Genomic DNA, 13,952 nt, shown 5'->3' on the forward strand with positions numbered 1-13,952 from the left:
TGTCGCTGCGAGAACTGCACAGTTTCCGGTCCGGGTGGCCGGGACCGGGGTGGCCGGGACCGGGGTGGCCGGGACCGGGTGGCTAGGTCGGGAGTGGCCGGGCGGGAGGCGGCGGGTTAGCGCTGGGGCGGAGCGGCGGCGACCGCGTCGATCAGGGTGTTACTGAACGCCTTCGCGTCGCGGGTGCGGACGTACGCGTCGACCGCGCTGTAGAAACCCTGCTGGAAGGCCGGGCTCATCGCCGAGCCGTGCACGATCGACCACAGCACCCGGGAGTTGCGCAGCGCGGTCGAAGCCGACTGCTGGTACGGCGTCAGCGAGCTGACGTCGACGTCGGTCCGCACCGGGACCGAGCCCTTCGCCTTGCTGAAGGCCAGCTGCACCGCCGGATCGGCGATCACCGCCAAGAAGTCGGAGGCGTTCTTCGCGTTCGTCGCCGACCGGGCCTGGACGAAGGTGTCCACCACCGCGACATAGGTCGCCTCCGTGCCCGGGAACGGCACCTCGCCGAACGTCGTACCGTCGACCTTGCCGTCCTTGATCAGCTCGCCGAAGGCGGAGTCGTTCATCGTCTCGAACGCGCAGCCACCGTCGCCGAGCTTCTTGGTGGCGGCGTCCCAGGACAGTCCGTCGGCCTGCGGATCGACCTGGTCCAGGGCCTGACCGAACAGGTCCAGCGCCTGGTTGACCTGGTCGCCCTTCCAGTCGAACCGGTCGGCCACGATCTGGTCCCAGCCCTCCGGCCCGATCACCGAGAGCAGGATGTTCTCGAACAGGGCGGCGGTGGTGAACGCGTCCTGGGCACCGACGCAGAGCGGCACCGCGCCGGACTCCTTCACCTTCTTCAGGTCGGCGATCCAGTCCTTGGTCGTGTAGCCGTTGCCGGGCACCGAGACGCCCGCCTTCTTCAGCACGTCGCGATTGAAGAACAGCATGTTGCCGCGGTGCGAGCTGGTCGGCACCCCGTACTGCTTGCCGTCAACGGTCAGCCCGTCCAGGATCACCTGCGGCAACGTATGGTTCAGCCCGGTCTGGGTGACCACCGAGCTGACGTCCGCGAGCTGGCGCTGGCTCTGATAGCTCTTCAGCGCCGCCGACGGGAACGTCTGCCAGACGTCCGGCGGGTCGCCGGCGAGCAGCCGCTGGGTCAGCACCACCTGGGCGTTGGTGCCGCCGCCGCCGACCACGGGTGCGTTCTCCACCGTCACGCCGGGATCCTTGGCCTTGAACGCGTCGATCAGCACGTTCAGCGCCTCGGCCTCCGAGCCGGAGGTCCACCAGGAGATCAGCTCGAGATTCTTGGTCGGCTCGGTGCTGCTCTCGCTCTCGGTGCCGCAGGCGGACAGCCCGGCGACCAGGGTCAGCGATGCTGCGATCGCGGCGAGCGTACGAGTGAGCTTCATGCCAGCTCCCCTTCCGCGGCCGAGGTGAAGTGGACCTCCTCGGCGGCCCGCAGGTCGTAGAACGCGAAGGAGGCGACGACGGCGAAGCAGATGGCCGGAATCAGGAAGGAGAACGAGGCGCTGGTGGCGTCGAGCACCCGGCCCTGGATCACCGGCATGATCGCTCCGCCGACGATGGCCATCACGAGCCCGGCCGCGCCGAACTTGGTGGCCGGACCGAGGCCGGTCAGTGCCACTCCGTAGATGGTCGGGAACATCAGCGACAGGCAGAACGAGACCGCCACCAGGGCGATCACCCCGCTGAGGTTGGGCACCGCCATGGCATACAGGCAGAGCAGCACCGCGAGCAGGGCGAGCGCGGCCAGCGCCTTGGTCGGTCGCACCCGGCCGATCACGTACGTCATCACGAACCGGGAGATCAAGAACACGATCAGGCTGACCTGCAGCACCAGCCCGCCGAGGGCGAGCGAGCCGTTGATGGCCTGCTGGACGTAGGCGATGATGTAGGTCCAGGTGCAGACCTGCGCGGCGACGTTGAAGAACTGGGCGATCACGCCGAAGCGATAGCGCCGGTTGCGCCACAAGATCTTGAACATGTCACCGGTGCTCAGGTCGCCGGCGTCGGGGAACTCCTCGACGATCTTGGGTGACTTCTGGATCGCGATCAGGACCCAGATGATGACCAGCAGGATGCCCAGCCCGATGTAGGGACCCATCACCGCGGCGAGCTGGCCGGCTCTGATGTCGTGGATCTGTTGTGGCGTGGCGGAGGCGAGGTCGACCGGCGCGTCGAGCTTCGGCAGGATCAGGGTCGCCGCCAGCGCCACCCCGATATTGGTGCCGACCGGGTTGAACGCCTGGGCCAGGTTCAGCCGCCGGGTCGCGGTCTCCTCCGGGCCGAGCGACATCACGTACGGGTTGGCCGAGGTCTCCAGGATGGAGCACCCGGCGGCCATCGCGAACAGCGCGATCAGGAACGCCGAAAACGTCATGATCTTGCTGGCCGGATAGAACAGGAACGCGCCGGCGGCGGCCAGGGCCAGACCGGTCAGCAGCCCCACCTTGTAGCCGAACCGTTCGTTGATGAACGCGGCCGGCAGCGCCAGCAGGAAGTACGCCCCGAAGTAGGCGAGCTGGACCAGGCTGGCCTGGAACGTGCTCATGTCGAAGATGCGTTTGAACCCGGCGACCATCGGCGTGGTCAGATCGGCCGCGATCCCCCAGGCCGTGAAACAACCGACAATGGCCGCGAACAGCAGCCCCATCCCTGGGTAGACCCAGCGGCCCTTGTGCGCGTCGCCTCCCGCGGGCGGAGAGGTCTCTTCGTTCGACACTGCCTGCGCCATCGCGTGCTGCCCTTCGTCGCTCGTGACCGACCGTCTTCCCCCGATGGCGAGGCGATGGTCCCGACCGGCGCGCTCGCGTGCCTGACGACGCTACTGCACCGGGCCCGACGTCGACAGCCTGGGTCAACCGCCGGAACGCCGCCCTGATTTCGTCCCTCCAGTGACGCCCCGACCGCCCGGAACAGCCCGGCGAGCGGCATTGGGGGGACAGAACCAGGGAACGGTCAGTTCTCGTCCCCCTCGCCGAGCAGACCACGTACGTCGGCCAGCCGGACCTCGCCCGAGCTCAGGTCCACCTCGGGCACCAGCGCCGCCACGAAGGGCACCAGATGCCGTGCGCCGTCGACGTCGATCTCGAGCACATCCTGCTCCGGGAGGTGCAGCACGGCCGCGACCGTGCCGACGATCGGGCCGCCGGCGGAGCGCACGCTCAGCCCGACCAGCTGCCGATCGAAGTACTCCTCGGGATCCACCGGCCGCTCCGCCGGGTCCACGTCGGCGACCAGCGCGACGCCCAGCGACCGCTCCGCCGCCGTCCGGTCACCGAACTCGGCGAACCGGACCAGCAGTCGCCGGCCGTGGAAACGCGAGGACACCACCCGGAGGGTCCGGGTGGTGTCCTCGATCCGCAGGATCTGTCCGGCGGCGAACCGCCGTTCCGGCTCGTCGGTGCGCACCTCAACCGCGACCTCGCCCTTGACCCCGTGTGCCCGGCCCACGACGCCGACGCGTACTTCCAGCGGCTCGCGCCCGCTCGGTTCCTTCAGACTCTCACTTGCTCCCTCACTCGCAGCCACGGCCGACCTCCGCTACCGCCGGCACAGCACGGCTGCTCGTTCGGTCGTAAGTGAGAGCCCGGAACCTCGCTACCCGACGCTCGCCGCGCACTTCCAGCGGCTCGCGCGCGCTCGGCTCGGCCGGGCTCTCGCCCGGCTCGGGGCCGCTCACCCGATCAGCGGCGACGGTCGCGTCGCCGGTCGTCACCGGACGAGCGCCGGTCGACGTCGACGAAGTCGACCCGGACCTGATCCCGGCCAGCCAGGGCCCCGACGACCGTGCGCAGCGCGCTGGCCGTCCGCCCCGACCGGCCGATCACCTTGCCCACGTCCGACGGGTTGACCCGCACCTCGAGCAGCCGCCCGCGGCGCAGATCCTTGTCCTTGACGACGACATCGTCCGGGTGCGCGACGATCCCCCGGACCAGATGCTCCAGGGCGTCGGCGAGCACGGTCAGGCCTCGTCGGCGGCGTCGGCGGTCTCGGCCGGGGTGCCCTCGGAGCTGGACCGGCCGGACTTGCTCGAGATCGCCGAGGCGCTCGGCTCGTCGCCCGACTCGGCCAGCGCGCGGTTGAACGCGGCGGTCTTGTCGGACTTCTCCTTCTGCGGCAGCACCCCGGACGGCGAGGTGTCGCCGGAGAACTTCTGCCAGTCACCGGTCCGCTTCAGCAGAGCGATCACGGCTTCGGAGGGCTGAGCACCGACGCCGAGCCAGTACTGCGCGCGCTCGGAGTCGACCTCGATCAGCGACGGGTCGTTCTTCGGGTGGTACTTGCCGATCTCCTCGATCGAGCGGCCGTCGCGCTTGGTGCGCGAGTCGGCGACGACGATGCGATAGTGCGGCGACCGGATCTTGCCCAGTCGCTTCAGGCGAATCTTGACGGCCACGTGTGTGGTTACTCCTGTGTCATGTCATACGGTCGAGCCGTAGTCCGGGGCGGACACCGCGGGCGTGGGTGGGTCCGCGCACCGAGGAGTCCAATGGGGTCCGCGGCTACGGCGTGAGAGGGCACCAGAGCTCACAGACCAGCGAGCCATTCTGCCAGAGCGACAGCACGGATCCAACTTCGCGGCCGCGGCGGCCCGGATTTCAACGCTTCGCCGAGGACTGCTGCGCGATCGACGAGAGTCGGGCGCTCGTCCGGCGACGCTCGGGCGGGCCGGCGAACACCGCGCCATCGACCTGCGGCGCGCGACCGGGCACCCGCCAGCCGGGCTGCCACCCGACGAGATGATGGAGGCGTGCAGACGACCGGCAGCGACGACGTGACGGTGGACGGGCGGCGGGTGGTGCTGGTCCGTCCGGACGGGGAGGGCCCTTGGCCGGGCGTCGTGATGATCCACGAGGCGTGGGGCATCGACGACGTGCTGCGCCGCCAGGCGGCCCGGCTCGCCGGCGCCGGTTATCTCGTGATGGCTCCCGACCTGTTGGGCGAGGGTTCCCGGCTGCGGTGCATGGCCGCCGCGATGCGCGCGCTCCAGTCGCGACAGGGCCGACCGTTCGAGGTGGTCGAGGCGTGCCGGGCCTGGCTGGTCGAGCAGCCGGACTGCACCGGCAAGGTCGGGGTGATCGGGTTCTGCATGGGCGGCGGTTTCGCCGTCGTGCTCGCCTCCCGCGGGTTCGACGTGAGCTCGGTGAACTACGGGATGGTGCCCGACGACATCGACGAGGTGCTGCGCGGAGCCTGCCCGGTGGTGGGGTCGTACGGAGAGAAGGACCGGCAGTTCGGGCCGTACGCCGCCAAGCTGGAGGACGCGCTCAGCCGAGCGGGCATTCCGCACGACGTCGCCACCTATCCCAGCGCGGGTCACAGCTTCCTCAACGACGCACCGAACGGACCGGCGTTCTTCCGGCCGTTGGCCCGGATCATGCACGCCGGCCCGGATCCGGTCGCCGCCGCCGACGCCTGGCGCCGGATCGAGGCGTTCTTCGCCCACCATCTGGGTGCTCAGTAGCGCAAGAACGGAATGGCCGGCGACGCGAACGCTGCTCCCCGGTTCGTACGCGCCAGGGCGAGGAAGCAGATCACGAGGTGGACACCCTGACCGCGATCCAGACACCGCCGGTCACAGCCGGCGGTCCGCCAGGAAGACGGCCGACATGTCCTCGGCGCCGTGACCGGCCTCCGCCACCTCGCGCAGCCGCCGGGCCGTGGTGCCAGTGATGTCCATCCGGACTCCGGCGGTGTCGGCGGCGTCCAGGATGAGCCCGGCGTCCTTGGCCGCGCCGTCGACGCTGAACGCCGGCGCGAACTCACCGGCGATCATCCCCGCGCCCTTGAGCTGGACGTACGGCGCATCCATCGCACCGCCGCGCAACGCCGCCAGGAACAGCTCCGGGTCCAGACCCAGCGCCTCGGCCAGGCTCAGCGACTCGGCCATCCCCTCGAGCATCGCGAGCACCCAGGCGTTCGCGACCAGCTTGAGCCGGCTCGCCTCGACCGGCTCACCGACCCGCACGGTGCGGGCGCCGACCGCCCCGAACAGTGGCGCGCAGGTGTCGAGCTGCTCGTCCGAGCCGGCCGCCAGCACCACCAGCGTGCCGTCCTGGGCGGGCTTCTTGGTGCCGAGCACCGGAGCGTCGACGAAGCCGACGCCGAGCCGCTCGGCCAAGCCCGCCAGCGCCAGGGCTCCCTCGACCCCGACCGTGCTCATCTGCACCCACAGCTGGCCGGCACCAGTCCGGGTGCTGCGGCGGTCATCACCTCCGCGACCGACTCGGCGTCGAACAGCATGGTGACCACCAGGTCGGCGCCGGCGACCGCCGCACCGGGACTCGGCGCGACCGTTGCGCCGAGCTCGGCCAGCGGGGCAGCCTTGTCCGCGCTGCGATTCCACACGGTCAGCGGCAGGCCGGCCGCAAGGATGTTGCGCGCCATCCCGGCTCCCATGGTGCCGATCCCGAGCAGGGCGACGTGGGGTGCGTTCGTGGTCATGTCTCCACCCTCTCCCAGCGGGATCCAGGCCCACTCAGTGGGGCGCGACGACCGACGGCAGGTCCCGCTGGATCTCCTCCTCGGCCGCCTCGGCGTCGCCCCGGCGGCCCGTCCCCGGGGAGCGTCGCAGCCGGCCCTCCAGCCAGATCGCCAGCCGGGTCAGCGCGAAGTTGATCACCACGTAGATCAAGCTGACCACGACGAACGCCTGCAGCAGCAGCTTGGTGTTGTTGGCCAGCAGGTTCGCCTGCTTCATCAGCTCCGGGTAGCTGACGACGTACCCCAGGGTGGAGTCCTTGACGATCGCGACCAGCTGGGTGACCAGGGCCGGCAGCACCAACCGGATCGCCTGCGGCATGATCACCAGCCGCATGGTCTGCGCTCCGGTCATCCCGACGGAGTACGCGGCCTCCCGCTGCCCGCGGTCCAACGCGTTGATCCCGGCCCGGACCAGCTCGGCGATCACCGCGGCGTTGATCATGATGATCGGCACCACCAGCTTGCCGAAGATGCCGAGGTTGAGCCCGATCCCGGGCAGGGCGAACAAGAACATGTAGACCAGCAGCAGCGTCGGCACCGAGCGGAAGATCTCGATGTAGGCCGTGCAGAGCCGGCGCAGCACCGGATTGCGGCCGGATCGGCCGACCGCGAGCAGGGCACCCAGTGGAAACGCCACGACGGAGGCGACGACCGCGACGATCAAGGTTCCCTTGAGCCCCGCCAGCATGAACCAGACCGCCCACTGCTGGACGAACGGTTTCCACTTCGGCCAGGCCAGCTCGCCGGTCGCGGACAGCGTGTGCCACGCCCAGAACAGCACCGCGGCCACGCCGACGACGATCGCGACGGTGAGCACCCGGATCCGCATCCGGCCGCGGGGGCCGGGCTCGTCGAATAGCACCCGGACCGCCGGGGCGCTCATCGCTGCACCGCCAGCCGGCGTTCCAGCACCGACCCGATCCCGCCGCCGAGCATGGCGATGGCGATGTAGACCACGGCGCTGACCACGAACATCAGCATCGACTCCGCGGTCTGGTTGCCGACCTGCTGCGCGGTGTAGGTCAGCTCGGGCACCGCGATCGCCGCGGCCAGCGACGAGCCGAGCGCGACCCCGATGAACACGTTCACCAGCGGCTGCACCATGCTGCGCAACGCCTGCGGCAGGATCACCGTGGATAGCGACTGGCCGAAGGTCAGCCCGATCGCCCGGGCCGCCTCGGCCTGGCCGACGGGGACGGCGTTGATCCCGCCGCGGACCGCCTCACAGACGAACGAGGCGGACACCAGCAACAGGCAGACGACCGCGGTCGTGAACAGCGACATCGAGACGCCGAGGTACGGCAGCCCGTACGCGAACAGGATCAGCAGGCTGAGCAACGGCACGTTGCGCAGCAACTCGACGAACACCGCCCCGATCACCCGTAGCGGCGCGATCGGGCTCACCCGGAAGACCGCCATCACCGTGCCGAGCACGAGTGCGCCCGCGAACGCCAGCCCGGTCAGCGCCAGTGTGGTCAGCAGACCATGCCACAGCGCGCCCAGGTTCTGGACCAGGACCTGGATCATGAGCCGTCGGCGGAGCCGATCTTCGGTGGCTGCGGGGCGTCACCGGTGACGACCGTGCCGACCGTGGCCTTCCACATCTTCGCCCAGCTGCCGTCGGCGAAGATCTTCTCCAACCAGGCGTTGACGAACGCCTTCGCCTCCGGGTCGTCGCGGGTGACGCCGATCCCGTAGTAGTCGTTGGAGAACGGCTCACCGACCACCTTCACCGTCTTGTCCGCGCTGGCGTCGGAGATCAGGATCGACTCGTCGATGACGTACGCGTCCGCCCGCCCCGTCTTCAGCGCCTGCAGGCACTGGGCGTCGTCGGGCAGCAGGGTGACCTTCGCGCCCGGAGCGACCTGCTTGATCCGGTCGGCGGTGGTGGAACCCTGCTGGGTGACCACGTTCTTGCCGTCCAGGTCCTTGACTCCGGTGATGTCGGTGTTGTCCGACTTCACCATCACCGCGTCGCCGGAGCGGTAGTACGGTCCGGCGAAGGCGACCTTGGTGGCCCGCTGCGGCGTGATCGAGTACGTCGCGATCACGGTGTCCACGGTGCCGTTCTGGATCACCGTCTCCCGGGTGTCGACGGTGGTCACCGTCAGCGCGATCGGCCCGTCTGCCTTGCCGGTGATGTAGTGCGACAGCATCTGGGCCATCCCGGCGTCGAAACCGGTGATCTTTCCGGTGCTCGGATCCTTCATCGAGAACAGCGGACCGGAGTCCGAACCGCCGGTCAGCAACTGACCACGGTCCTTGATCTTCTTGGCCCAGGCGTTGCCGTCCACGGTGCCCGCATCGGCCACCGGAGCGTTCGCGATGATCTGGTCGTAGTCGCTGGTGTTGGTCTGGTTTCCGGCGAGTGAGCTCTTGTCGTTGCCGCAGGCGGCCAGGCCGGCCGCCGCGAGCACCAGAGCGATCGCGGCGGCCGTGCGTCGCACGGTTGTCGAGGGGGACACGGAGACTCCGTTCTGGGGGAAGGAACTGCTTTACACGGTAATCCCCACCGCGCGCCTTCCCGGGATCGCCACTCAGCTGGTGATGTCCTTGCGCAGGAAGTGCCAGAATGCAGCGGTGGTCAGCACCACGGCATAGCCGATCGACCACAAAGCGCCGGTGACCATGTCGGAGAAGTCGATGGTCGGCGACAGCGCGTCGGCCCAGTCGAACGCATAGTGGCCGGGCAGTCCCTGACGGATGTCGCCGAGCGCCGGGATCGAGTCCAAGATGGCGGACAAGATCATCAGCAGCACCGCGCCGCCGACCGCCGCCAGCGGCGCATCGGTCCACACTCCCAGCAGGAAGGCGAACGAACCGACCACCAACAGACTGATCAGGCAGTAGCAGACGATGATCGCGAGCCGGCCGACGAAGGTGCCGAGCGGCAGCTGCTCGCCGGTCGGACCGACGTACGGCCCCCAGCCGTAGGCGATCCCGCCGACCACCAGCGTCCAGGCCGGCAGGAAGATCAGCGCGACCACCGACGAGATCGCCGCGACGATGATCTTCTGCCGCAGCAGGCGTTCCCGCCGGACCGGCGCGGCCAGCAGATAGCGCAGGCTCGACCAGCTCGCCTCCGACGGCACCGTGTCGCCGGTGAACAACGCCACGATCACGATCAGCAGGAAGCCGGTCGAGGCGAACATGGTGAACACCGTCAGGTTCGCGCCGCTGTCCTGCGCCAGGTCGACGAACGTCCGCGCACCCGTTGCCGATCCGCTCTCGTCGCTGCCCAGCCAGAACGCCAGGATCAAGATCAGCGGCAGCAGCACCAGCACGATGAAGATGCCCTGGGTCCGCCGGCGCTTGAGCTGACGGATCAGCTCGGCGCGGATCGGCAGCGCCCGGGTCGCCCGGCTCGCCGGCACGCGCGCGGCGACCTGTCCCGCTCCGAGCTCAGTCATCGGCGTCCGCTCCGGGTTCGGTGATCCCGTCCGGACCGACCAGGGTCATGAAGACCTCTTCCAGCTGCCGGTGGCCGTCGACGAAGTCGACGCCGATCCCGGCGCCCACCAGGGCCGCGACCAGGTCCGGCCGCGGCACCGGGCCGTGGCAGCGGATCAGCCCGTCCCGATCGCCGAGGCCGACGTCGACCGTGGTCTCCATCCCCATCCCGGCCAGCAGCTCGAGCGCCCGGCCCCGGTCGGCCTCGGAGCTCAGTCCGAGCACCGTCACGTCGTCGGTCGCCGTCAGCTCTGCCATCGACCCGGTCAGGATCACCTTGCCCTTGTGCATAACCACCACGTGCGTACAGGTCTGCTGCACCTCGGCCAGCAGATGGCTGGACACCACTACCGTGCGCCCGGTGGCGGCGTAGTCGTGCAGTACGGTCCGCATCGCCTTGATCTGCGGCGGGTCGAGACCGTTGGTCGGCTCGTCCAGCAGCAGCAGCTCCGGCCGGCCGAGCATCGCCTGGGCGATGCCGAGCCGCTGCCGCATGCCCTGGCTGTAGCCGCGGACCTTGCGGTCGATGGCGTGATCGAGGCCGGCGATGGCCAGCGCCTGTTCCAACCCGGCCTCCTCGATCGGGCGTCCGGTGGCCGCCCAGTACGCCCGCAGGTTCTCCATCCCGGACAGATGCGGCAGGAAGCCCGGTCCCTCGATGAAGGCGCCGACCGAGCCCAGTACGTCCGCCCCGGCGTGCACCGGCTCGCCGCCCACGTAGACCGATCCGCTGTCCGGGCGGATCAGCCCGACCAGCATCCGCAGCACAGTCGTCTTGCCGGCGCCGTTCGGGCCGAGCAGCCCGACCACCTGGCCGGGCCGGGCCTCGAACGACACGCCGTTGACGGCCTTCAGCCCGCGGCCGCGCCGCCCGAACCGCCTGAGCCCGTACGTCTTCACCAGGTCCTGCACCACCAGCGGCACGTCGCGGAGATCCTCCCGCGGTCGCGCGGCTCGTTGCCGCAACCAGAAGACGAGCGCCGCCGTGCCCGCGGCCAGCATGAGCGCGCCGACCACGATGACCAGCGGCAGCGGCACGTCCAGCGTCCCGGCTCCGACCTGGGCGGCGTCGACGACCGGCAGGGTCAGTTCGGCGGGCCCAGCCAGCCCGATCCGGTACGTCGCCGCCCGGCTCGGCACCGCGTAGGCCTGGTCGGTGCTGGAGACCACGAGCTGCAGCCGGTGCCCGACCGGAACCTGGTGCGAGACCGCCGGTAGCGCGACCTCGACCTGGGTCGGCGTGCCGGGAGTGAGCCCGGACAACTGAACCGGGGACACCGCGAGGCCGGGCAGCACCGCACTGCCCGGGGTCGCCCGGGCGGCGCTCCCCTGTCGCGTCCCGTCGCCGGCCCCGCCCGAACCGGATCCGTCCGCCCCAGGCCCGCCCGAACCGGGTCCGCCCGAATCACCGGCGGTCGAGGAGCTCGCCGACGGGCCGGCCGCGAGGTCGGGCCCGAGATCCCAGACCGAGACGAACAACGTGGCGCTCGCCGCCGACGAGGTCACCGACAGCCGGACCCGCCCGCTGCCCACGAGCGAGAGCGGCTCGGTCAGCGGCTCCCCGGTGAAGGTCGCGGACTGGTTCGGCAGCACACCGAGCGCATACCCGGCGATGCTGGACGCCGTGGCGAGCACGCTGCCGGTGCCGGGCAGGCTGGTCAGCGAGGCCGGGGTGCCGCCCGGCGGCGAGACGATCTGCTGGGCTCTGCCGGCGATCGGAACGGTCCGGGTCGGCACGGCCGCGCCCGCCCGGCCGGGATAGACCGGCGCGGTCCACGCGCGTCGATTGCGCCGATCGCCCACGTCGCCGACCAACGACGTCTGCGGGATGACCAGGCTGAACGGGCTGGCGACGACCTGGCTGCCCGCCGCTCCGGACGGCACCGGCTGATGCTTCAGATAGCTGGCGAACCAGGCCTGGAGCTGCGGCATCAGGTCGTCGAAGGAGATCGCCGCGTCGTGGCCGCCGTTGACCCAGGACATGCTGGCGGTCGTGCCGGCGGGGAGGCCGAGCAGGTTCGCATCGGCCTGGTCGAGCGGGAACAAGGTGTCCTGGAGGCCGGCGATGATCAGAGTCGGCGCGGTGATCCTGCTCAATTGCGGGCCGAGGTCGGAACGGCCGAGCAGGGACAGCAGCGCCGGGCTCGGGCGCCCGGACTGCGCGGTGGCGAGGTAGCCGGCGCACAGCGAGCGATCGAACCTGCCGCACACCTGGCCGGCGCTGCCGCCACCGCCACCGAACAGCAGAGCGGACCAGCGCTGCTTGAACACGCCCGCCTCGTCGATCGGGGTGAACCCGGCGAGCGAGGTCGGCGTCCCCGAGCTCGTCGCGTACTGGGGGAACAGCGACTGCGTCAGGCTGTGATACGTGAACGCCGGCACGATGGCGTCCACCCGCTTGTCCAGCGCGGCCGCGAGGAAGGTGGCGGCGCCGCCGTAGGAGGCTCCGGCGAAGCCGATCACCGGATCGTCGGGGCCCGTCTTCTCGACCTCGGCCCGGCCGGCGGCGAAGTCGACCAGCGTCGTCGTGTCGGCGCCTTCGTAGGCCGGGTCGTCCAGGTGGATCCGTCCGCCGGAGCGCCCGAAGCCCCGAGCCGTGTACGTGATCACCGTGTAACCGTCCCGGGCCAGCGTCTCGGCCGGGCCGCGGCTGTCGTTCTTGCTGCCGCCGAAGCCGTGCGCGAGCACGATCGCCGGTCGCGGCTGGGCCGGGTCGGTGGTGAACAGGGAGACGTCGAGGCTGACCGGCGCCCCGTCCGGTTCGGGCACCGTGGCCACCCGGGTGGCGGTCTCGGTGACGGGTGTGTCGGCGACCGCCGGTGCGACCGGACCGGCGAGCAGACAGGCGATGGCGCCTAGGGTGGCGAGCAGGGGGCGGAGCCGGTTCGCGCGCAGCCGGTTCGCGCGCAGCCGGCTCACTGGGCGACCGGCCGGCCCCGCAGGACCACCAGCCGCGGAGCACGCAGCACACCGAGATCGAGTCGAGGATCCGTGTCGACGACGACCAGGTCGGCCGGCACGCCCTCGGCCAGCGTCGCGGGCCGGCCGAGCCATTCCCGAGCCAGCCACGAACCGGCGCCGAGGGCGTACTCCGCCGGGGCGAACTCTCCCATCCGGGCGATCTCGGAGCCGACCAGACCGTGCGGCAGCGAGCCGCCGGCGTCGGTGCCGGCGTAGATCGGCACGCCGAGCTCGTACGCGGTCCGGAAGGTCTCCAACCGGCGCGCGTACAGGGCCCGCATGTGCGCCGCGTACGTGGGGAACTTCGCCTCGCCGGCCCGCGCGTAGGACTCGAAGTTGTCCAGCTGGATCATCGTCGGCACCAGCGCCACCCGGCGCCGCGCCATCAGCGCGAGGGTGTCAGGGTCGAGCCCGGTGCCATGCTCGATCCCGTCGATGCCCGCCCGGACCAGCTCCGCGGCGGCCTGCTCACCGAACACGTGCGCTGTGACGCGGACGCCCAGCTCGTGCGCCCGGGCGATCGCGGCGGTCGCCGCCTCGACCGGCCACAGCGGGGTCAGGTCGCCGGCGTCGCGGTCGATCCAGTCCCCGACGAGCTTCACCCAACCGTCCCCGCGGGCCGCCTGCCGCTCGACCGTGGCGACCAGGTCGGCCGGCTCGACCTCGTCGGCGAAGTTGCGGATGTAGCGCATGGGCCGGGCGATGTGCCGGCCGGCCCGGATCAGCCGGGGCAGGTCGTCGCGGTCGTCGATCCAGCGGGTGTCGGCCGGGCTGCCGGCGTCGCGGAGCAGCAGCGCACCGGCGTCCCGGTCGGCCAGCGCGTGCTGCTCGGCCCGCTCCCGCGGCACGGCACCGGTCGCCTCCAGCCCGACGTGGCAGTGCGCGTCCACCAGCCCCGGCATGATCCAGCCGCCGCTCGACAGCGTCTGAGCGTCCGCGACCGGCTCGGTCCGGATCACGCCGTCCGCGATCCACAGGTCGCGACGATCCCCTTCGGGCAGCACATACCCGCTGACGTTGAACCGGCCGGCAGCGTTCAA

Annotated in this window: 14 protein-coding genes; 1 reads left to right on the forward strand and 13 read right to left on the reverse strand. The window is 70.8% G+C overall.

Going from position 1 to position 13,952, the window contains the following annotated elements; genetic code table 11:
• Positions 1-116 precede the first annotated feature (116 nt).
• From ABD747_RS18695 to rpsP, 5 genes are all read right to left on the reverse strand, one after another.
• Positions 117-1,403, reverse strand: a complete 1,287-nt coding sequence (locus ABD747_RS18695) for an ABC transporter substrate-binding protein (protein ID WP_344807398.1) — start codon at positions 1,401-1,403, stop codon at positions 117-119.
• Positions 1,400-2,749 (reverse strand): L-fucose:H+ symporter permease, encoded by a 1,350-nt coding sequence (gene fucP, locus ABD747_RS18700; protein ID WP_344807400.1) that lies wholly within the window; start codon positions 2,747-2,749, stop codon positions 1,400-1,402. Before fucP ends, ABD747_RS18695 begins: the two co-directional genes overlap by 4 nt.
• Before the next feature lie 224 nt (positions 2,750-2,973).
• Positions 2,974-3,546: a ribosome maturation factor RimM gene (gene rimM, locus ABD747_RS18705; protein WP_344807402.1), complete on the reverse strand. Its 573-nt coding sequence runs from the start codon at positions 3,544-3,546 to the stop codon at positions 2,974-2,976.
• Between the two features lie 155 nt (positions 3,547-3,701).
• Positions 3,702-3,977, reverse strand: a complete 276-nt coding sequence (locus ABD747_RS18710; RefSeq protein WP_344807404.1) for an RNA-binding protein — start codon at positions 3,975-3,977, stop codon at positions 3,702-3,704.
• 2 nt (positions 3,978-3,979) lie between these two features.
• The gene (gene rpsP / locus ABD747_RS18715) at positions 3,980-4,414 is read right to left on the reverse strand and encodes a 30S ribosomal protein S16 (protein ID WP_344807406.1); all 435 of its coding nucleotides are present in this window, start codon (positions 4,412-4,414) and stop codon (positions 3,980-3,982) included.
• A gap of 354 nt (positions 4,415-4,768) precedes the next feature.
• Between rpsP and ABD747_RS18720 the strand changes: the two genes are divergently transcribed.
• Complete coding sequence (locus ABD747_RS18720) at positions 4,769-5,482, forward strand: dienelactone hydrolase family protein (RefSeq protein ID WP_344807408.1); 714 nt, start codon at positions 4,769-4,771, stop codon at positions 5,480-5,482.
• A gap of 111 nt (positions 5,483-5,593) precedes the next feature.
• Here ABD747_RS18720 and ABD747_RS18725 read toward each other — a convergent pair whose 3' ends face one another.
• The 8 genes from ABD747_RS18725 to ABD747_RS18760 form a co-directional block, all read right to left on the reverse strand.
• A complete protein-coding gene (locus tag ABD747_RS18725) occupies positions 5,594-6,181 on the reverse strand; it encodes an NAD(P)-dependent oxidoreductase (RefSeq protein WP_344807410.1) in 588 nt (195 codons plus the stop codon).
• Complete coding sequence (locus tag ABD747_RS18730) at positions 6,178-6,462, reverse strand: NAD(P)-binding domain-containing protein (RefSeq protein WP_344807412.1); 285 nt, start codon at positions 6,460-6,462, stop codon at positions 6,178-6,180. The genes ABD747_RS18725 and ABD747_RS18730 overlap by 4 nt, the downstream gene beginning before the upstream one ends.
• Before the next feature lie 34 nt (positions 6,463-6,496).
• Positions 6,497-7,384, reverse strand: a complete 888-nt coding sequence (locus ABD747_RS18735) for an amino acid ABC transporter permease (RefSeq protein WP_344807414.1) — start codon at positions 7,382-7,384, stop codon at positions 6,497-6,499.
• Positions 7,381-8,028, reverse strand: coding sequence for an amino acid ABC transporter permease (locus tag ABD747_RS18740; protein ID WP_344807415.1), 648 nt, complete (start codon positions 8,026-8,028; stop codon positions 7,381-7,383). The genes ABD747_RS18735 and ABD747_RS18740 overlap by 4 nt, the downstream gene beginning before the upstream one ends.
• On the reverse strand, positions 8,025-8,966 hold the full coding sequence (locus ABD747_RS18745; RefSeq protein ID WP_344807416.1) for a glutamate ABC transporter substrate-binding protein: 942 nt from the start codon (positions 8,964-8,966) through the stop codon (positions 8,025-8,027). Before ABD747_RS18745 ends, ABD747_RS18740 begins: the two co-directional genes overlap by 4 nt.
• A 72-nt stretch (positions 8,967-9,038) precedes the next feature.
• Positions 9,039-9,911 (reverse strand): ABC transporter permease, encoded by an 873-nt coding sequence (locus ABD747_RS18750; protein ID WP_344807417.1) that lies wholly within the window; start codon positions 9,909-9,911, stop codon positions 9,039-9,041.
• A complete protein-coding gene (locus ABD747_RS18755) occupies positions 9,904-12,870 on the reverse strand; it encodes an alpha/beta fold hydrolase (protein WP_344807418.1) in 2,967 nt (988 codons plus the stop codon). Before ABD747_RS18755 ends, ABD747_RS18750 begins: the two co-directional genes overlap by 8 nt.
• Positions 12,867-13,952: an amidohydrolase family protein gene (locus ABD747_RS18760; RefSeq protein ID WP_344807419.1), complete on the reverse strand. Its 1,086-nt coding sequence runs from the start codon at positions 13,950-13,952 to the stop codon at positions 12,867-12,869. Before ABD747_RS18760 ends, ABD747_RS18755 begins: the two co-directional genes overlap by 4 nt.

It is taken from the genome of Microlunatus ginsengisoli, assembly GCF_039537205.1.
GTDB classification, from domain to species: Bacteria; Actinomycetota; Actinomycetes; order Propionibacteriales; family Propionibacteriaceae; genus Microlunatus; species Microlunatus ginsengisoli.

Coding starts and splice junctions, on each gene's coding strand:
- ABD747_RS18695 (WP_344807398.1), bottom strand. CDS start 1,403: ATGAAGCTCACTCGTACGCTCGCCGCGATCGCAGCATCGCTGACCCTG.
- fucP (WP_344807400.1), bottom strand. CDS start 2,749: ATGGCGCAGGCAGTGTCGAACGAAGAGACCTCTCCGCCCGCGGGAGGC.
- ABD747_RS18725 (WP_344807410.1), bottom strand. CDS start 6,181: ATGAGCACGGTCGGGGTCGAGGGAGCCCTGGCGCTGGCGGGCTTGGCC.
- ABD747_RS18730 (WP_344807412.1), bottom strand. CDS start 6,462: ATGACCACGAACGCACCCCACGTCGCCCTGCTCGGGATCGGCACCATG.
- ABD747_RS18735 (WP_344807414.1), bottom strand. CDS start 7,384: ATGAGCGCCCCGGCGGTCCGGGTGCTATTCGACGAGCCCGGCCCCCGC.
- ABD747_RS18740 (WP_344807415.1), bottom strand. CDS start 8,028: ATGATCCAGGTCCTGGTCCAGAACCTGGGCGCGCTGTGGCATGGTCTG.
- ABD747_RS18750 (WP_344807417.1), bottom strand. CDS start 9,911: ATGACTGAGCTCGGAGCGGGACAGGTCGCCGCGCGCGTGCCGGCGAGC.